The sequence below is a fragment of the Leisingera sp. JC11 genome (assembly GCF_040704725.1).
GTDB lineage: Bacteria > Pseudomonadota > Alphaproteobacteria > Rhodobacterales > Rhodobacteraceae > Leisingera.
On the sequence record NZ_JBFCVS010000006.1, the window covers coordinates 220,854 to 239,509 of the forward strand.

18 protein-coding genes and 1 tRNA gene are annotated in these 18,656 nt (G+C 66.9%); 8 read left to right on the plus strand and 11 right to left on the minus strand.

The features are described 5' to 3' along the window. Positions 1-42: 42 nt before the first annotated feature. Both dgcN and AB1A62_RS09205 read right to left on the minus strand, forming a co-directional pair. Positions 43-1,044, minus strand: a complete 1,002-nt coding sequence (dgcN, locus tag AB1A62_RS09200) for an N-acetyltransferase DgcN (RefSeq protein WP_366661204.1) — start codon at positions 1,042-1,044, stop codon at positions 43-45. Between the two features lie 114 nt (positions 1,045-1,158). Further along, a complete protein-coding gene (locus AB1A62_RS09205; protein ID WP_366661205.1) occupies positions 1,159-2,430 on the minus strand; it encodes an MFS transporter in 1,272 nt (423 codons plus the stop codon). 223 nt (positions 2,431-2,653) lie between these two features. Between AB1A62_RS09205 and AB1A62_RS09210 the strand changes: the two genes are divergently transcribed. Together AB1A62_RS09210 and AB1A62_RS09215 are read left to right on the plus strand one after the other, a co-directional pair. Then, on the plus strand, positions 2,654-3,613 hold the full coding sequence (locus tag AB1A62_RS09210; protein ID WP_366661206.1) for an L-malyl-CoA/beta-methylmalyl-CoA lyase: 960 nt from the start codon (positions 2,654-2,656) through the stop codon (positions 3,611-3,613). A 66-nt stretch (positions 3,614-3,679) separates the two neighbouring features. Next, on the plus strand, positions 3,680-4,294 hold the full coding sequence (locus tag AB1A62_RS09215) for a hypothetical protein (RefSeq protein WP_366661207.1): 615 nt from the start codon (positions 3,680-3,682) through the stop codon (positions 4,292-4,294). Positions 4,295-4,773: 479 nt separating this feature from the next. Here the strand turns inward: AB1A62_RS09215 and AB1A62_RS09220 are convergent, their stop codons facing one another. After that, positions 4,774-5,226 (minus strand): Lrp/AsnC family transcriptional regulator, encoded by a 453-nt coding sequence (locus AB1A62_RS09220; protein WP_366661208.1) that lies wholly within the window; start codon positions 5,224-5,226, stop codon positions 4,774-4,776. A gap of 73 nt (positions 5,227-5,299) precedes the next feature. Here AB1A62_RS09220 and AB1A62_RS09225 point away from each other — a divergent pair, with 73 nt between their 5' ends. Further along, a complete protein-coding gene (locus AB1A62_RS09225; RefSeq protein WP_366661209.1) occupies positions 5,300-5,896 on the plus strand; it encodes a LysE family translocator in 597 nt (198 codons plus the stop codon). A gap of 30 nt (positions 5,897-5,926) precedes the next feature. Here AB1A62_RS09225 and AB1A62_RS09230 read toward each other — a convergent pair whose 3' ends face one another. Then, positions 5,927-6,760 (minus strand): AraC family transcriptional regulator, encoded by an 834-nt coding sequence (locus AB1A62_RS09230; protein ID WP_366661210.1) that lies wholly within the window; start codon positions 6,758-6,760, stop codon positions 5,927-5,929. A gap of 126 nt (positions 6,761-6,886) precedes the next feature. On the opposite strand from AB1A62_RS09230, the gene AB1A62_RS09235 reads away from it, so the two are divergent. Next, complete coding sequence (locus AB1A62_RS09235) at positions 6,887-7,849, plus strand: acetyl-CoA carboxylase carboxyltransferase subunit alpha (protein ID WP_366661211.1); 963 nt, start codon at positions 6,887-6,889, stop codon at positions 7,847-7,849. 110 nt (positions 7,850-7,959) lie between these two features. Here the strand turns inward: AB1A62_RS09235 and AB1A62_RS09240 are convergent, their stop codons facing one another. Both AB1A62_RS09240 and AB1A62_RS09245 read right to left on the minus strand, forming a co-directional pair. Further along, entirely contained in the window at positions 7,960-9,165 is a 1,206-nt protein-coding gene (locus AB1A62_RS09240) for an MFS transporter (protein ID WP_366661212.1), read from the minus strand. Between the two features lie 101 nt (positions 9,166-9,266). Then, positions 9,267-9,680: a helix-turn-helix domain-containing protein gene (locus AB1A62_RS09245; protein WP_366661213.1), complete on the minus strand. Its 414-nt coding sequence runs from the start codon at positions 9,678-9,680 to the stop codon at positions 9,267-9,269. An 89-nt stretch (positions 9,681-9,769) separates the two neighbouring features. Between AB1A62_RS09245 and AB1A62_RS09250 the strand changes: the two genes are divergently transcribed. Further along, positions 9,770-10,534: a YdhR family protein gene (locus tag AB1A62_RS09250; protein ID WP_366661214.1), complete on the plus strand. Its 765-nt coding sequence runs from the start codon at positions 9,770-9,772 to the stop codon at positions 10,532-10,534. Positions 10,535-10,605: 71 nt separating this feature from the next. On the opposite strand, the gene AB1A62_RS09255 is transcribed toward AB1A62_RS09250, so the two are convergent. From AB1A62_RS09255 to AB1A62_RS09270, 4 genes are all read right to left on the minus strand, one after another. Further along, positions 10,606-12,843: a tetratricopeptide repeat protein gene (locus tag AB1A62_RS09255; protein WP_366661215.1), complete on the minus strand. Its 2,238-nt coding sequence runs from the start codon at positions 12,841-12,843 to the stop codon at positions 10,606-10,608. 54 nt (positions 12,844-12,897) lie between these two features. Then, on the minus strand, positions 12,898-13,554 hold the full coding sequence (locus tag AB1A62_RS09260; RefSeq protein WP_366661216.1) for a GntR family transcriptional regulator: 657 nt from the start codon (positions 13,552-13,554) through the stop codon (positions 12,898-12,900). Positions 13,555-13,608: 54 nt separating this feature from the next. After that, positions 13,609-15,468, minus strand: coding sequence for an adenylate/guanylate cyclase domain-containing protein (locus tag AB1A62_RS09265; protein ID WP_366661217.1), 1,860 nt, complete (start codon positions 15,466-15,468; stop codon positions 13,609-13,611). Positions 15,469-15,550: 82 nt separating this feature from the next. Then, complete coding sequence (locus tag AB1A62_RS09270; protein ID WP_366661218.1) at positions 15,551-16,237, minus strand: SprT family zinc-dependent metalloprotease; 687 nt, start codon at positions 16,235-16,237, stop codon at positions 15,551-15,553. A 101-nt stretch (positions 16,238-16,338) separates the two neighbouring features. Here AB1A62_RS09270 and AB1A62_RS09275 point away from each other — a divergent pair, with 101 nt between their 5' ends. Together AB1A62_RS09275 and AB1A62_RS09280 are read left to right on the plus strand one after the other, a co-directional pair. After that, entirely contained in the window at positions 16,339-16,665 is a 327-nt protein-coding gene (locus AB1A62_RS09275) for a TIGR02300 family protein (RefSeq protein ID WP_174145900.1), read from the plus strand. 185 nt (positions 16,666-16,850) lie between these two features. Further along, positions 16,851-16,926: transfer RNA gene (locus AB1A62_RS09280), tRNA-Ala, on the plus strand. A gap of 284 nt (positions 16,927-17,210) precedes the next feature. Here the strand turns inward: AB1A62_RS09280 and AB1A62_RS09285 are convergent. Next, positions 17,211-17,405 carry a hypothetical protein gene (locus tag AB1A62_RS09285; protein ID WP_366661219.1) on the minus strand — a complete coding sequence of 65 codons (195 nt, stop codon included), beginning with the start codon at positions 17,403-17,405 and terminating at the stop codon, positions 17,211-17,213. A gap of 65 nt (positions 17,406-17,470) precedes the next feature. Here AB1A62_RS09285 and zwf point away from each other — a divergent pair. Beyond that, positions 17,471-18,656: glucose-6-phosphate dehydrogenase (gene zwf, locus AB1A62_RS09290; protein ID WP_366661220.1), on the plus strand; the 1,186-nt coding region annotated here is incomplete at its 3' end.

Genomic DNA, 18,656 nt, shown 5'->3' on the forward strand with positions numbered 1-18,656 from the left:
GCACCTGCCCTGTCGGCACGCGCCTCCGGCGGGGCTGTTAGATCAGACTGCGGCCAGCGCGTCCACCAGGCGGCCGGCGCCGTGGCGGTACGGGTCGACGGCGGGCAGGCCCATGCGCTCTTCCACCTCGGCCAGGTATTTCACGGCCTCGTCCTCGGTCAGGTGCTGGGTGTTCACCGAGATGCCGACGATCTGGCAGGCCGGGTTGGCCCGCCGGGCCAGCGGCAGCGCCACCTCGCGCAGCTCTTCCAGGGCCGGCACGTCATAATCCGGCAGGCCGCGCATATGGGTGCGGGTCGGCTCGTGGCACAGGATCAGCGCATCCGGCTGGCCGCCGTGCACCAGCGCCATGGTGACACCCGAGTAGGACACGTGGAACAGCGAGCCCTGGCCCTCGATCAGGTCCCAGTGGTCGTCGTCGTTGTCCGGGGTCAGATACTCGATGGAGCCCGCCATGAAGTCCGCCACAACCGCGTCCAGCGGCACGCCGTGGCCGGTGATCAGGATGCCGGTCTGGCCGGTGGCGCGGAAGGTCGACTTCATGCCGCGCTTCTGCATCTCGGCGTCCATCGCCATGGCGGTGTACATCTTGCCGACCGAGCAGTCGGTGCCGACCGCCAGGCAGCGCTTGCCGCTGCGCTTGACGCCATTGGCGATCGGGTAGCCGACGGTGGGGACGCGCACGTCGTGCAGGGTGCCGCCGTGGGTCTGGGCCGCGGCCACCAGGTCGCCCTCGTCGCGCAGCAGGTTGTGCAGGCCGGAGGCCAGGTCATAGCCCATTTCCAGCGCTTCGATCAGCACCTCTTTCCACGCGGGCGAGATCACGCCGCCGCGGTTGGCAACACCGATCACCAGGGTCTTGGCACCCGCTTCCTTGGCCTCGGCCAGGGTCAGCTCCTTGAGGCCCAGGTCCGCGCCGCAGCCCGGCAGGGAGATCTGGCCGACCGCGTGGTCGGGGCGCCAGTCGCGAATGCCGATGGCAACCTTGGCAGCCAGCATGTCGGGCGCATCGCCCAGGAACAGCAGATAAGGGGTCTCGATCATCGCGCTCATCCTTCCAGTATAACAGGTCGCGTCAATTTCGGGCGAATTTCGCGCAAAGTCCTCTCGAAATCGCGCGCGAAAGTTTCACTTGCGCGAGTTTCTTCGCCAGAACGGTCAAGCCGTCGAAGATTCTCCCTCCGCTTCGCGGCTTGTTCGCGATTCCTCCTCCTGCGACCAGCTTTCGGCCTGCAGGGCGCCGGGCTGCGCCACGCCGATCACGCCCATCGCCTGGAACTCGCCGGTGTCCTCCGGCGCCTCGGAGCTGGCCCGGCGGGCAATGGCGATCAGCGCAACGACAATGCCGACCCCGATCAGCAGGTACTGCAGGCCCCGCCCGTCTGCGAGGCCGATCATGTTCGGGCCGATCAGAATGCCGAAGAACTGGCCCAGCTGCAGCAGGAAGGCCATGGTGCCGCTGGCGGGCACCACCTGGCCCGGCTGCAGGTGGTCGTTGGCATGGGCCGCGAGGATCGAGTAGATCGGCAGCGTGGTGGCCGCGATCACCGAGAAGCCGATCACGATGCGCGACGGCGCCGTGTCCACCGCCATCCACAAGGCCACCAGCGCGGAAATCCCCGACAGCGCGATCACCACATAGCGGCGGTCGGTGCGGTCGGACAGCCACCCCACCGGGTATTGCACCAGTGCTGAGGCGATCAGCGCAATCACCAGCACGCCTGAGGCCTGCGCCTCGCTGAAACCGTTCTGCAGCGCATAAAGCGGCAGGCTGATGTACCAGGCCACCACCCCGGCGCCCATGATGACGATGCCCAGCACCGTCATCGGCGACACCTTGTACAGCCGCGTCACCGGCATCCGGTCCGGGGCGGAATAATCCGGCGCCCGGTTGTTGGACAGCAGCAAGGGCACGATCGCCACCGACAGCAGGATCGAGGTGACCCCGAACAGCAGGTTGCCGCTGGGGTCCGGCAGGCCGACCATCGCGGTGCCCAGCGCCGGCCCCGCCGTCTGGATGATGAAATAGACCGACAGAACCTGGGCGCGGATGCGGTTTTCCGACTTGGCGTTGAGCCAGCTTTCGGTGATCACGTAGAGCCCCGGGAAACAGAACCCCGCCAGGAGCCGCATCAGCGCCCAGCTGACCGGGTCCGCGGTCAGCAGATGGGCGATCGCAGCCACCGAGACCATCGACGCCAGCGCCGAGAACACCCGGATATGGCCCACTTTCTCGATCAGCCGCGGCGTCAGCATGGTGCCGGCCAGCGCCCCCAGCGGGTAGCAGGACTGCATGATCGAGATCTCCAGTTCGGAAAACCCCAGCGTGGCCCCCCGGATTGTCAGCAGCGTGACCAGCAGCCCGTTGCCGACCATCAGCATCATCATGCCCAGAAACAGGGCCCAGTTCTCGATCAATGCGCGTCTCATGAAACTCCTTTCCCGCACCGGGCTTGCGGCCGGCGCCATGCCCCACCTCTAAGGCGGCCGCGGCGGCACATTCGCGCATGTTTGCGACGGAAACGGCGCAAACGGGATTGCCGCAACGCGGCGTCTCTTGCCGCAGGTGCAAAATCCGCTTGCAAGGGAGTGCGCAATTTAATAACTCAAGGATCGAAAATTCTGCAATTTCCTTACCCCGGGAGGTCTCCGCATGTCATTCCGCATCCAGCCCGCAGCCCCTGCGCGCCCCAACCGCTGCCAGCTGTTCGGCCCCGGCTCGAAGGTGAAACTGTTCGAGAAGATGGCGGCCTCGGCGGCGGATGTGATCAACCTCGACCTCGAGGATTCGGTGGCGCCGGATGACAAGGACCAGGCCCGCGCCAACGTGATCGAGGCGATCAACAGCGTGGACTGGGGCAGCAAATACCTGTCGGTGCGGATCAACGGGCTCGACACCCCCTACTGGTACCGCGATGTTGTGGATATTCTGGAGCAGGCCGGCGACCGGCTGGACCAGATCATGATCCCCAAGGTGGGCTGCGCCGAGGATGTCTATGCGGTGGACGCGCTGGTCACCGCCATCGAGCGCGCCAAGGGCCGCACCAAGCCGGTGTCCTTTGAGGTGATCATCGAATCCGCGGCGGGCATCGCGCATGCGGAAGACATCGCCAAATCCTCGCCCCGGCTGCAGGCGATGAGCCTGGGCGCGGCGGACTTCGCCGCCTCGATGGGGATGCAGACCACCGGCATCGGCGGCACCCAGGAGAATTACTACATGATCCGCGAGGGCCAGAAGCACTGGTCCGATCCGTGGCACTGGGCGCAGGCCGCAATTGTTGCCGCCTGCCGCACCCATGGCATCCTGCCGGTGGACGGGCCGTTCGGGGATTTCTCCGACGAGGACGGTTATATCGCCCAGGCGAAACGCTCGGCGACCCTGGGCATGGTCGGCAAATGGGCGATCCACCCCAGCCAGATCGCCCTGGCCAATCAGGTATTCACCCCCTCCGAAGAGGCCGTGGCAGAAGCCCGCGAGATCCTGGCCGCGATGGAAGAGGCCAAGGCCTCCGGCGCCGGCGCAACGGTCTACAAGGGCCGTCTTGTCGATATCGCCTCGATCAAGCAGGCTGAGGTGATTGTGGCGCAGGCCGAGCTGATCGCGGGCAGCTGACGCCGGTCCGTGATTGAAAGTTCCAAGGGCGTCCCGCCGGGGCGCCCTTTTTGATTGGAGAGAAGAATGCCGGATTTGACGTTGCTGCATACGGCTGAGGTGCATGTGGAAACCTTCCGGGCGCTGGCGCCGGAGGCCGAGCTGGACCAGCAGGTGCGCGCTGACTGGCTGGCGCGGGCGCGGGGCGGGAGTGATGCAGGCCTTGAGGCAGAGATTGCAGCGGCCGTTGCGGCGGCGGACGGGCCGGTCCTGTGCACCTGCACCACCCTTGGCCCGGCGGCGGAGGAAGCCGGCGCGATCCGCATCGACTGGCCGATGATGCAGGAGGCCGCACGCATCGGCGGTCCGGTGCTGATGGCCTATTGCCTGGAAAGCACCGCGGGGCCCTCGGAAGCACTTCTGCGCCGCGCCTTCGGGGCGCGCGACCCGGATCTCACCTGCCTGGAGCTGGGCCATCATTGGCCGCTGTTCGAAGCCGGGGATGGTGCGGGGTTCGCAGCTGCCATCGCGGCGGATGTGGCCGAGGCGCTGGCGGCGATGGATTTCGCCTGCGTGGTGCTGGCGCAGGCCTCGATGGCCGGGTCGGCGGAGCTGCTGCGCGAGCAGACAAGGGTGCCGGTACTGGCCTCGCCGGAGATTGCGATGCAAGTCTTGCTCGCGGGAGAAAAGGACAGCGTCTGAGCTTGAGGATGCGAGCAGCGCCTTCCCGTGGGGAAGCTCAGGCGCTGCCCGTGCCGCAAGCGGCACGGCATGCGTTTTTCCCGGCCAAGGCCCCTGCCCTGCCGGTATGTTTGGTCCGTTTCTGCCTGTTTCCATGATCCGGTTCAGCGGAGGTGTTATGGACTGGCGGCGCCGCCAGAATGGCGGAGATGGACGGGCGTATCCGCCCGCGTGCTAAACGTTGTCTCTGCACGGCCCCGCTGCCAGGCAGGGTCCGGTTCCAAGGGAGCCGGGGAGCCAAGCCCCGGCGGGTGATCGCGACCGGGAGCAAGACTGACACCGGCGGCTTAAGATCCGGTGAGAGCAGCGTACGCAGGGTACGCAACACCTGCGGCCGCGCGTCTGAAGCCAACGCAGCGCAGGGAGTATTTAGGGAAAGATGAAGCGCATCAGTCTTTCACCTTTCCCTAAATACTTAAAAATCCAGCATCAGTCGGAGATCACGCCCGCATATCCTTGGGCGAGCCCATCACCACATAGGTGGTGATCGCGGTGACATAAGGCGAGGTGCCGAGGATGTCGGTGTGGAACTTCTTGTAGCTGGGCAGATCGGCGCATTCGACACGCAGGAGGTATTCGATGGTGCCGGTGATGTTGTGGCATTCGACCACCTCCGGCGCCGCCTGCATGGCGCGCTCGAAGGCTTCCTGCGCCTCCTTGGTGTGCTCCCCCAGGCCGACGCCGATATAGGTGGCAAAACCCACCCCCAGCTTTTGCCGGTCCAGCACCGCGCGGTAGCCGGTGATGACGCCTGCGCGTTCCAGCTCCTGCACCCGGCGCAGGCAGGCAGAGGGCGACAGGCCCACCCGCTCCGCCAGCTCGAGGTTGCTGATGCGGCCGTCGCGGGTGAGATCCTGCAATATCTGCTGATTAATCTTGTCATTTTTCGCCATTGGTTGCGAAAATAGGCGCAAGACACGGCAAAACGCAATTTCATTTGGCCCATTTAACGCAATGATTTTGCGCATGACTCATGAACTCCTCACCGCGCTTGCGCTTTTCGCCTTTGTCTCCTCGATCACGCCGGGGCCGAACAACCTGATGCTGATGGCCTCGGGCGCCAACTTCGGTTTCCGCCGCACCATCCCGCATATGCTGGGGGTGGCGCTGGGGTTCGTGTTCATGGTGCTGCTGGTCGGCGCCGGGCTGGTGCAGGTGTTTGATGCCTTCCCGGTCAGCTACACGGTGCTGAAGGCAGTGTCGGTTGTGTATTTGCTGTGGCTGGCGTGGAAGATCGCCAATGCCGCGCCGGTGCAAGCCAAGGGCGCGGAAGGCCGCCCGATGACCTTTCTGCAGGCGGCAGCGTTTCAATGGGTGAACCCCAAGGCCTGGGCGATGGCGCTGACCGCGATCAGCGCCTACACGCCGGATCAGACGCTGGCGGCAATCCTGCTGGTGGGGGTGATTTTCGGCGCGATCAACCTGCCCTCGGTCGGCTCCTGGACGGTGCTGGGCCAGCAGATGGCGCGGTTCCTGACCAGCCCGCGCCGCCTGGTGCTGTTCAACTGGACCATGGCGGTGCTGCTGGTGGCCTCGCTCTATCCGGTGATCTGGCCGCAGTAATGCCGGGCATTCCCACGGTCCGAAGGGGAGCTATTTCAGCGGCAAGCAGATCTCTGTCAGCAAGTCCTCCGGTGCCGTTTCGCGCGGGTTGTTGAGGTAAACTTCGTAGCAGGGCTGATCGGTCGGCTCCTCCCCCGACTGCGGCAGCCAGTTGCCGAACAGGCTGTGATAGGCGGCGCGGATGCCGGAATACGGCCCCTTGTAGGTGAGCACCGCGGCACGGCCGCCGGGCAGGCTCACCTCCTCCATGCCCTCCGGCAGCGCGTCACCCGCGAACTCCGCGCCGGCAAAGCTGCGCAGATCGGCCTCGGCCACCTCGTCGGGGCTGTCGAAATAGACCCCCAGCACCGCGCCCAGCTGCGGCCACAGCTGGCGGGTTTCGCAGATGGCGCCGAAGGCCTCAAAGCTCTTGCCGATTTCATGGTAGGCGCCCTTGTGCGGCAGGCCGGCCAGGCGGCGGGCGGGGTCGGTGCGGGTGATCACGTCATACATGGGATAGCTTCCTGTTCTGAGGGCGGGGTTCGGCAGCCGCACCTGGCCGTCGCGGCGGAAGGCCGCCGGGCTGCTGCCGTAAGCATCTGAGAACGCACGGGAGAAGCTGTTCTGGTTCGGATATCCGGCCCGGGCGGCCACCTGCGCGATGGTCATCTTGTCCATCACCAGCCAGACCGCGGCGCGATGCAGCCGGATCCGGCGCACGGCCTGGGCGCAGGTTTCGCCGGTCAGGGCGCGGAACACCCGGTGCCAGTGGAACCGCGACATTGCCGCCACATCCGCAAGCCTGTCCAGCGACAGGTCGCCATCCGTGTTGTCATGGACATAGGCCAGAACCCGCAGGATCCGGTCTTCGTAGCTGGCGACCATTTGCGGCGTCTCCTTCGTGTCTCTCTGCCCTCAGGGGATGGCATAAGCCTAGATCACAAATCTTGCTGAGTTGCATCTTGGCGCCGCTAAGGCCATATAGCTGCAAACCTGCAGAGCAGAGGCAACATGACCCAGTATCTGGAATTCGAAAAACCGCTGGCCGAAATCGAGGGCAAGGCGGAAGAGCTGCGGGCGCTGGCGCGCGCGAATGAGGAAATGGATGTGGCGGATGAGGCCAAGGCGCTGGACGCCAAGGCGGCACAGCTGCTGAAGGACCTCTACAAGGAGCTGACGCCCTGGCGGAAGTGCCAGGTGGCGCGCCATCCGGAGCGCCCGCATTGCAAGGATTACATCGAGGCGCTGTTCACCGATTACACGCCGCTGGCCGGCGACCGGAACTTTGCCGACGACCTGGCGGTGATGGGGGGCCTTGCGCGCTTCAATGACCAGCCGGTGGTGGTGATCGGCCATGAGAAAGGTTCCGACACCAAGTCGCGGATCGAGCGCAATTTCGGCATGGCGCGGCCCGAGGGCTACCGCAAGGCGATCCGGCTGATGGAGATGGCCAGCCGCTTCAAGCTGCCGGTGATCACCCTGGTGGACACTGCCGGCGCCTACCCCGGCAAGGGTGCCGAGGAGCGCGGCCAGTCCGAGGCGATTGCGCGCTCGACCGAGATGTGCCTGAAGATCGGCGTTCCGCTGATTTCGGTGATCATCGGCGAAGGCGGCTCCGGCGGCGCGGTGGCCTTTGCCACGGCGAACCGCGTGGCGATGCTGGAGCATTCGATCTATTCGGTGATTTCTCCTGAGGGCTGCGCCTCGATCCTGTGGAAGGATGCCGAGAAGATGCGCGAGGCGGCCGAGGCGCTGCGCCTGACCGCGCAGGACCTGAACAAGCTGGGCGTCAACGACCGGATCATCCCGGAACCGCTGGGCGGCGCCCACCGCGACCCGAAGGCGGCGATCAAATCCGTCAGCGGCGCAATTCAGGAGATGCTGGACGAGCTGAAGGACATGGACGGCGCCGAGCTGGTCAAGGACCGGCGCCAGAAATTCCTCGCCATCGGCTCCAAGGGTCTGGCGGCGTAAGCATCCGCCTCGGCAGACAACAGTAAAACCCGGCTGCGAGGCCGGGTTTTTGTTTTTTGCCTGGGGCTTCTGTGTGCTGGCTGAAGCAAACAGTTCCGGCACGGTGCCGGTCAGACGGAAGCATGACCCTTCAAGCGCACCGCCATAGGCATCATCGCAACCACCAGGACGGCCGCAAACAGGAAGGGCGCACCCGGCAGGTAGACACCGTCAGCGTCGACCGCGGCCTGAAACAGGGCGGTCATGGCCAAGGGCGACAGGATGGCCGCCATGGATGACAGCGACGCGATCACCCCCTGCACCACGCCTTGCCGGTCTTCATCCGCCTGGTTAGACGCCATGGCCGTCATGAGGGCCGGCACGAGGTCAGACAATGCCGCCAGAACCAGGAAGACCGCCAAACCCGCGAGCGACCCGGTGAAGCCGAAACCGATCATGCCGATCAGCGCTGAAACCATCCCCAGCATCAGCGTCCGGAAATCCCCGAACCATCTGATAAGGCTTGGCATCAGCCCGCCCTGGACCAATGCAAGCAGCACACCGTATGCCGCCAGCGAAAGGCCGATGTAGAGGGTCGGCCAGCCGAACACTTCGCGGGTCCAGAAGGCCCAGATCGTCGGATAAACCATATTGGCAAATTCGAAGATGAAGATGCAGAGCAGCGGCATCGCAAGGCCGGGCAGGCGGAAGGCATCGAAGATCGACTTGAAGGGATTGAGGTCGCGCTTGCCGAAGGGGCGGCGCTTGTCCGGTGCCAGGCTTTCGGGCAGCACGAAAATCCCGAACAGGGCGTTGGCCGCCGACAGACCCGCCGCGATCCAGAACGGCGCCGCGATGCTGATTTCCGCGGCGATCCCGCCGATTGCCGGGCCCAGCACAAAGCCGATGCCGAAGGCCGCACCGATGAGGCCGAAATTCGCTGCCTTTTCCTGCGGCGTGGAAATGTCCGCTATATAGGCGGTCGCGGTGATATAGGTCGCCCCGGCAAGCCCCGCGAGCGTGCGCCCGATCAGCAGCAGCCAGAAACTGCCAGCAAGGGCCATGATCACATAATCCAGGGCCAGCATGACGAGCGCCGCGATCAGCACCGGCCGGCGCCCGGCCGCGTCCGAAATGCTGCCCACGACGGGGCCGCACAGAAACAGCGCGCCGGAATAGGCGGCCATCAGCAACCCGCCCCAAAAGGCGCCCTGCCCGGTACCGCCCGCCCCGACACGGTCCATCAGGTCCGGCATGATCGGGAACACGATGCCTATGCCGATGGCGTCGATCATCAGCGTTATCAGAATGAAGGTAATGGCGCGGCTTTTGAACATACTGCCCTATCGGACGGGGCCTGGGCAAAAGCAAGTCTCATGAGGGCAGCGGCGGGCGGCACTGATGCCAAGTGCCGGACCTGGCACTGCAGAGGCTGATCTCAAGGCAATTCCCCTGCCCGCATCCTGGCCTCCGTGCCTGTCCGGTCGGCCTCGATCTTGTCCAGGAACCCCGTCATGGCATGGGCGGCGGGGTTGTGGCGGCCGCTCCAGAGGGCAATCTCGATCAGCACCGGCGCCAGGTCGCGGCCTTTTTCCGTCAGCCCATAGACATAGCTGCGGCCATTGTCCGGGTCCTTGGCCTTGGTGACGATGCCCGCTTCCTCCAGTTGCTTCAGCCGCTGCGCCAGGATGTTGGTGGAGATCCCCTCCCATCCTGCCAGCAGCTCGCCATAGGTGCGGGCGCCCTTCACCGCCATGTCGCGGATCACCAGAAGGCTCCAGCGGTCGCCGAAAATGTCCAGCGCGTAGGCGACGGGACAGCCGGAGTCGTATTTGCTGCGCGATTGGGTCATGCAGCCTGCCTAAAGTTTTCACTTGCAAAATGCAAGCTCTCATGCGAGCCATCCAATCACTTGCAAAACACAAGCAATCAGGAGTGACCATGACCGAGACCCCAAAGACCGCGGAGTTCCGCGAACGATCGCGGCTGTCCCGCCGCCAGCTGCTGGCCGCCTCAGCGGGTGCGCTGCTGCTGCCCTCCCTTCCCAAAGCACAGGAAACAGCCATGACCCCCAAAGCCTTTGTCTATACCGAAGTTGCCATCTCCGTGCCGTTCGATCAGGCGCCCTGGCAGGAGATCAACGAGCAGATCCGGCAGCAGCCGGGGTTCCTGAACAAAACCTGGCTGTCGGGCCACGGCACCAATTCGCTGGGCGGCTTCTATGGTTTCGACAGCATTGAAAACGCGCGCAAATTCGTGACCGGCTATTTCCCGTCGGAGCCGCGGGTCTTTGGCGTGGCGCATAACACGCGGGTGTTTGATGCCGAAGTCACCGAGGCTGCCAGCCGCGACATGGGGGCGGTGCAATACGGCGGCGCAGCGGCGGCGGCACCGGGCGCCTTTGTCTATACCGAGCTGCAATTGTCGGTGCCCTTTGAAGACGCGCCCTGGCAGGCCCGCAACAAGGCGCTGAAAATGCTGCCGGGGTTGCAGAACAAGGTCTGGCTGAGCGGGCTGCAGACCCGGACATTGGGCGGGTTCGATGCCTTTGCCACCCTGGACCAGGCGCTGGATTTTGCGGTGAATATGTTCCCGGAAACCGCCGCCGAGCTGGGCTGCGCTTTTTACACGCGGGTGTTTGACGCCGCGGTGACGGAGACCGCCAGCCGGGCGATGAACTCGCCCTATTACAGCCCGGCCGCCTGACGCCCGGCAAGGCCGCAGGGGGGCTGCCCCGGCTCCCCGCGGTGTGCTGGAATCCGGGGATCTCCGCTCTGTCAGAGCTCCTCCCCGGCCAGGCTGCTGCGGATCCGTTCCGCGGCCAGCGCTGCGCGCTTGCCGGCAAGGCCCAAGCCGGCGAGGGCGTCCAGCGCGGGCAGCGCCGGTTCTGCGGCGGCACCAATGCTGCCCAGGGCGTTGGCGGCCTCCTTGCGCACAAAGGCGGAGGGGCTGTCCAGCAGGGCGGTCAGCTCCGGCACCGCGGGCGCGGCGGCCGGGCCGAACAGGCCCAGCGCCCGGACCGCCTGGCGCTGGGTGCCGGCGTCGGCCAGCGACAGCTCGGCCCTCAGGCTTGCCACCGTCGTGCCCGGCGGCAGCGCTGCAAGCCGCAGCCCGTCCGACAGCCGCCGGTTCAGGTGCTGGCTGGCGCCGGTCCAGCGCAGGATGAAGAAATAGTCCTGCACCGCTGCCGGCAGCGACGCGGTGCTGCTGCCGCTGTGCCAGCGCTCGACCATGGCGCGGGCGGCCCGCAGCTCCCCCTGCAGCGCCAGGACCGAGGCTGCAACCGGCATCAGCTCGCTGGCCTGCGGGTTGCGGTCCAGCTCTGCCTGCAGCACGGCGGCTGCCTGCGGCAGATCATCCATGGCAAAAAGGGCCGCCGCCTCGAACAGCGCGTAGTGGCTGGGATGCTTGGGATCGAGCCGCATGGCGGCGCGGACAAAGGCCAGCCCCTGTTCCGGCTCGCCCGCGGCAATCAGCGCCCAGCCCATCGTCAGATGCGCCTCCGGGTCGCTGGGCTGCAGGGCAATTGCCTTGGCGGCTTCCTGCCGGGCCTCGATGGTGCCGCGGCTGCCGCCGTAGACCCCCTCCCAGTCCGGCAGGTTCAAGAGCACCATCGCCCGGATCACGTGCCGGAGCGGCGTGTCATGCCGGACGGCTTCGCGCAGGTATTTGTAGAACTGGCCGATGTGCGTTTGGCCGGTGGCCGGGGTGTAGCCCCGCCAGTGGTGCAGGATATGCGGGCGCAGATGCGCCATTGCCAGGACAGCCCAGGCGCGGCCATAATCCGGATCCAGCGCCACCGCCTGTTCGAAATGCGGGATTGCGGCCAGATTGTCCTGCTCGTTGAACCGCGCGTACAGCTCCCAGCCCTGCTGGAAGGCTTCGCGCGCGGCGATGGTGGCGGTGTCCTGCTGTTCGATGCCGCTGCGCTCTTCGGCGTCCAAGGACAGGCCAAGCGCCTGGGCGATGGCCAGCGCGATGCGGTCCTGGAGCGCGAAGACATCCTCCAGCGGGCCGTCGAACCGCTCTGCCCAGACCAGCTGGCCGCTGGCCGTGTCGGTCAGCCGCACAGTGGCCCGGAACACCGCGCCGGTGCGGCGCAGACTGCCGTCGACCACATAGCGCACGCCCAGTTCCTCGGCGAACTGGGCGGGACTGATCTGCTGATCCTGAAAGGCAAAGGAGCTGTTGCCGGAGATCACGAACAGGCCGGAAATCCGCGACAGGTCGGTGATCAGGTCCTCGGAAAAACCATCCGCCAGCATCGCGTTGCCGCTGTCACCGGTGGTGTCGGCAAGCGGCAGCACCGCAATGGAGGGCAGGTCCGGCAGCGGGAAGGCCATCCGCGCCGCCACGGCCTGGTCCGGGTTGGGCTGCCAGGGAGCGATCCACAAAACCGCGCCCGCGGCAGCGGCCGCGAGCAGGCCCAACCCGGCAGCCAGCCGGGTGCGCGGCGCCCTGAGGCCGGTCTTCCGCCCCGGTGCCTGCCCGCTGTTGCGAACCCGGTAGGCCTCCACCGGCTCGGGGATGTTCTTGACTGTCTGCGGCCCCATCGGGATGAACTGCGCGGCAATGCTCTTGCGGGCATAGCCGACGGCAGCGCCGGAGGCGGTGATGCCGCCCGGCTCTGCCAGCGCCTCCAGCCGGGCGGCGACGTTGACGCCGTCGCCCAGGATGTCATCGCCGTTGGAGATGACATCGCCCACGTTGAGGCCGATGCGCAGCAGGATGGCGCGGTCCGCGGCCACCCCGGCATTGCGGGCCTGCAGCCGGTCCTGAATGCTGAGGGCGGCGCGCATTGCATCGACAGCGCTGCGGAATTCGATCAGGAAACTGTCGCCCGCGGTATTGGCGATCCGGCCGCCGTGCTGTTCCGTGATCGGCCCGACCACTTCGCTGCGGATGGCGCGGAGCGCCGCCACCGTGCCTTCCTCATCCGCGGCGGTCAGCCGGGAATAGCCCGCCACATCCGCGGCCAGGATCGCTGCCAGGCGGCGATTTGAAGGGCTTTTCATAGGCTTGGAGTGTACCAGTTCGGGCCCCGCCTGGGAACCGGGTCGCAAACCGCCCTAGCCTGCCAGCAAACGCAGGCCCTGGGTCACGTCGGAGCGCACCGCCAGGCGCAGGCCGGGCTCGTCCCCGGCCTTGAGCGCGGCGATGATCAGGCGGTGGTTCTGCGGCGGGTCGGTGCGGCGCAACCGGCCGTAGAGCGCCCGCATGGTCGGGCCGAGCTGCAGCCAGACGGTTTCCGCCATCGCCAGCATCGCCGGCGCCTGGGCGCGCAGGTAAAGGGTGCGGTGGAACTCCAGATTGGTGCGGATGTAGCCGACCGCATCGCGTTTGGAGACCATCTCCGCCACGTTGGTGTTGATCGTCTGCAGCCGGTCGATCAGCGCCATATGGGCGCGCGGCAGAGCGCGGCTGGCCAGCTCCACCTCCAGCAGCGCGCGCAGGGCGGCCAGTTCCTCGATCCGCTCGTTAGTCAGTTCCGGCGTGGTCACCCGGCCCGAGGAGGACAGGAACAGCGCGCCCTCGGCGGCCAGGCGGCGCACTGCCTCGCGCGCAGGCGTCATCGAGACGCCGAATTCGCCGCCGATGCCGCGCAGGGTCAGGGCGGCGCCGGGGGTGATCTCGCCGTGCATGATGCGGGTGCGCAGCGCCCGGTAGACGCGGTCATGGGCCGGGGCAGAGGCAGTTTCCTGGGCGGGGCGGACAGGCTGGTTCATCCGGTCATGTGATCACAAATCCCGCCGCGGTCAACCGCGCAATTGCGCGCGCCCTCAGGGGCGGCCCGCCAGACCGGCCAGGCTGAGGCCGGTGCGCAAGGCCCGCCGCGGCGCTGCAGCGGAATAGGGAAAGGCCGCCGCCGCCTGATCCAGCGTCAGCGGCGCGCCCTTGAGCCGGGCGCAGGCGGCGGCGGCCTCGTCAAAACTGCCCAATGCGGCCAGGCTGGCGCAATGCAGCACCCAGGCCAGCTGCGCGGCAGGCTCCAGCGCCAGCGCCTCAGCCGCGGCAGCGGCGGCCTCTGCATCCCGCCCCGCCGCGAGGTGGATGGCGGACTGCACCGTCAGCACCATCGGCTGCGGCAGCGGGTCGAGCCGGCTGACATGATCCAGCACGTTTTGTGCGCCGCCCGCCTGCCCTGCCAGATGCAGCAGCCAGGCACGCAGAAGCTGCCCCTGGGCATCGTTGGGGTAGGCCTCTGCCAGTTGTTCGGCCAGTTGCAGCGCCGCATCGGACCTGCCCGCAAACTGCGCCGCCAGCGCCCGCAACTGCAGGACGGCAGACTGCGGCGGCAGACCGGCCGCGGTCTCCGCCGCCTCTGCCGCGCGCTGCGGCAGGTCAGCCGCCGGGCCGGTCAGCAGGTCCAGATGCCAAAGCGCCGCCAGCGCCTGCGCCTCCGGCCAGTCATGCGCCATCCGCAGCGCCCGGCGCAGGGCCAGCTCCGCACCTTCGCGGTTGCCTTGCTGCCTCAGGCTGCGTGCGGTGAACAGCTGCAGCAAAGCGCCATCGGGCACGTCAGGAAGGTCCAGTTCCGGCAGCGGCCTGCCGAAATAGCGGATAATGCTTGCGGCAAGCTGCTGAGCAAGGGGCGCAGCGGCCTCCTGAGGCTGCGGCGGCAGGATGCTGAGCGGCTTTGCCCCGGCCTCGCCGCCGCTGCCTGCAGCCGCCTGGAGGATTTCCAGGCGCACCCCGTCGAGCAGGGTGCCGGGCAGATGGCCCGCGACCACGAAATCCGCCCCCAGGAGCGCCGCGGCCTCGCCCGGCAGCAGGCCGGCGGCGGCGCGGCTGCTGCCGGGCGCAATGATGCGGACATCGCTGGCGGCGGCAAGGCTGCGGGTCACGTCCTGCGACAGCATCCGCGCGGTCTCCGGCTGCAGCGCGTCCGCGGTGAACGGCAGCACCGCGATCACCGGGCTGCCCTCAAACGCCGAGGCGGCGGGCCGGCCTGCCGCCGGGGCTGCGGCGCTGCCCTGCCGGGCCGCCTGCTGCCAGCCCCAGATCCCGGCCGCGGCGGCGGCCGCACCCAGGCAGCCCGCCAGCAGCAGAATCGCAGGCCGCATTCCCCGGCGCGGTGCCGGTTCCGGCGGTTTCGGCGGCTGGGTGCTGCGGCGCAGGGAGGGCAGCGAGGTCAGCTCCTCGCCCAGAAAATAGACCTGCACCGGGTCGGGAAGGTTCTTGACCTCATGTCGGCCGAAATCCTCGAAGTCATAGGGAATGCGGTTGCGGACCTGGTCATAAGCCGCCGCCGACAGCGCCACGCCGCCGGGGCGCGCCAGGCTCTCCAGCCGGGCGGCGATGTTCACCTCGTCGCCGAAGACATCGCCCTGGGCAATCAGCACCTCGCCCAGATTGATGCCGATGCGCAGCGGCAGGTGGCGGGTCCGCGCCGCATCCGCCTGGATGTGCGCCGCCGCCTCCACCGCCGAGATCACACTGGGGAACAGCGCCAGCACCCCGTCGCCCATCAGCTTGACGATGCGGCCGCCATGGCTGCGGATGGCCGGCGCGATCAGGGTCTGCTGCTGGGCCAGCACCTGGTTCAGGGTGCCGGCCTCGTCCTCGGCCATCATCCGACTGAAGCCGGAGACATCCAGCATGAAGATGGCGGCAAGGCGTCTTTGCGGCTTGTCTGACACGGGGCGGCCTCTGAACCGGGGAACTGGCAACTGCAACTGGGGCCAGCTTAGCCTGCGCGCCCGCCGGCTCAAAGTCCTGATTTCATTCGCCGAAACGGTAGCGGTGCAGGCTGGCGCCGTTTTCGCGCAGCCAGGCGCGCTGGTCCTGCCAGCGGCCATGGATGTGCTCCACCGTGTCCCAGAACGCCTTCGAGTGGTTCATTTCCTGCAGATGCGCCACCTCATGAGCGGCGACATAGCGCAGCACCGCGGGCGGCGCCAGGATCAGCCGCCAGGAGTACATCAGCCCGCCGTCCGCGGTGCAGGAGCCCCAGCGCGAGCGGGTGTCGCGCAGGGTCAGGCGGCTGTAGCCTTTGCCCAGCCGGGCGGCGTAGAAATCAGAAGCCTCCGCCAGCCGGTTGCGCGCCAGTTCCCGCAGATACCGCTGCAGCGGCCGTCCCGGTGCAGGCCCCGGCACCGCAACGCGGCCGGCCTCCAGCTGGATGCGCCGCCCCGGGGCCGGCGCGATCACCCGGTCCTGGCCGTCAATCGGCAGCACCGCGCCAAAGACGGCCTCGACGGCATCCGGGTGCTTTTCCAGATTAGCCCGGATCCAGTCCGCCTTTTCCTCGGCAAAGGCCAGCGCGGTGCGCTCCGGCAGCCCCTTGGGCAGGGTCAGCGTCACCCGCCCGTCCAGCGAGGAAATCCGCAGGCTGATCCGCCGCGCCCGCGCCGAGCGGCGCAGCGTCAGCGGCACCGGCGGGTTCCCGGGCAGGAGATGTTCGGCCATGCATGCGCCCCTTTCCAGGCTTTGGCTTTGACAGTGCCCCCCTCATATGGCAAGGCACCGGAATCGTCGATACGACTCACCAGTAAATCAAGGGGATCCACATGCCCAAGGAAGAATGGGGTGTAAAGCGCGTCTGCCCCACCACTGGCAAGCGCTTTTATGACCTGAACAAGGACCCGATCGTCAGCCCCTACACGGGCGAGGTCGTCGAGCTGGATACCGGCAAGACCCGGATGATCGAAGCAGATGCCGAAGACGCGGCCACCCTGAAGGCCAAAGAGAACCTGGACGCGGATGACGTGGTCCTGGAAGATGACGAAGACGTCGATGTCGATCTGGGCGATGATGTCCTGGACGATGACGATGATGATGACAACGTCTCGCTGGACGACATCGCCGACATGTCGTCGCCGGACGACGATTCCTGAGGCCGTTCAAGCGGTTCGGGGGCGCGTTCCGCCGTCCCCGGACCGTCCGCCCTGGCCGGCGGCAAAAAATTTCGGACCCGGCGCATTTTTCCGCTTGCAGCCCGCGCCGCCGTCCCGTAAACGACGCTCACACCGCAAGACGGACCGCACCGGAGACGGAACGAACACTGACGGCGGACAGGTTTGGGGCCTTAGCTCAGCTGGGAGAGCGCCTGCATGGCATGCAGGAGGTCAGCGGTTCGATCCCGCTAGGCTCCACCAAATCTTCCCGGAAATACACCAGATAGCTCCGCTCTTCTCGTCAGAGAGAATGCTTTTGCCGTGCTGACGGATGCTGTTTCCCTTCAGAAAATCCATACTGCTGCGCCCCCCCTCCTTGGCGCGCCGGCCGCATTGCAGTCCTGCCCCGCGGCAGTCCCCAGGATGGCCCATGCCCGCCCTTTTCTGCGCCGTAACAGCCCCCTGCTGCAGGCTAACCAGCCGACCGGCTTCCAAAATTCTGCACGGCCACGGGCCGATTCTGCCGCTCCCTGCGGCACCTGCTGTCAGAAGCCAGCCGAACCCGCGCCACTCCGGCAACCACGGGCAGGCCCGCCGGCCAATTTGCCCGAGCAGATCCCACCGCCTCCAGCCTTGTTGATTTTTTCCAGCAATGCGGCTAAACCGTTATCGTTACCGTTATCGTTACCGAACAACAGACGCTGCTCGGCGGGAGGAAGCATGACACGATATTCTGACACGGCACGCCTCCTGGACGGCGGGCGCATCGCCAGCGCCCGGCTGGTCCAGGCTGCAGGGTGAACGCATGGTTTCGCGCGTAATCCCTGTTGCTCCTTTTGACCTTGTGCTGTTTGGCGCGACGGGCGATCTGGCGCGGCGGAAGATTCTGCCTGCCCTGTTCCACCGGTTCCAGATCGGCCAGTTCAGCAGCGACTGCCGGATCATCGGCAGCTCGCGCAGCGCGCTGACGGCGGAGGAGTTCCGCAGCCAGACCGCTGATGCGATCCGCGATTTCGGCCAGGATGTGGAGACCACAGCCGAGGAAATCGCCGGTTTCACCGCGCTGCTGGACTATGCCGCCGTGGACGTGCGCGGCGAAAGCGGATGGGAGGCGATCCGCGGCAAGCTGCGCGACGATGCGGTGCGCGCCTTCTATCTCTCCGTGGGGCCCGGCCTGTTCACCGACATAGCCCGGCGCCTCAGCGAGACCGGCATCGCCACGCCCGACAGCCGCATCGTGCTGGAAAAGCCCTTCGGCCACGACCTCGCCTCGGCCCGGGCCTTGAACGCGGCGCTGCGGGCGCATTTCGAGGAGCAGCAGATCTACCGGATCGACCATTACCTGGGCAAGGAGACGGTGCAGAACCTGATGGCGCTGCGCTTTGCTAATTCGCTGTTCGAGCCGCTGTGGAACTCCTCCCATATCGACCACGTGCAGATCACCGTCGCCGAAAGCATCGGCGTCGAGGGGCGCGGCGAGTATTACGACAAATCCGGCGCCATGCGGGACATGGTGCAGAACCACCTGATGCAGCTGCTGTGCCTCACCGCGATGGAGCCGCCGGCAAAATTCACGCCCAACGCGGTGCGCGACGAGAAGGTCAAGGTGATCGAGGCCTTGCGCCCGGTGCCGCAATCCGACATTGCCCGCGGCCAGTACCGGGGCAGGAACGGCGGCAAGGGCGGCGGCGGCTACCGCGACCACGCGGGCAACGCCGCCAGCCGCACCGAAAGCTATATCGCGCTCAAGGTCGAAGTGGCGAACTGGCGCTGGGCCGGCACGCCGTTCTACCTGCGCACCGGCAAATGCCTGCGCGAGCGGGTGAGCGAGATCGCGGTCTATTTCCGCGACCCGCCGCACAATATCTTCGAGGGCTCGGGCCCGGTGCATGGCAACGTGCTGGTGATCCGGCTGCAGCCCGACGAGGGCATCACCCTGAAGACCACCATCAAGGATCCGGGCCCCGGCGGCATGCGCCTCACCGGCGCCA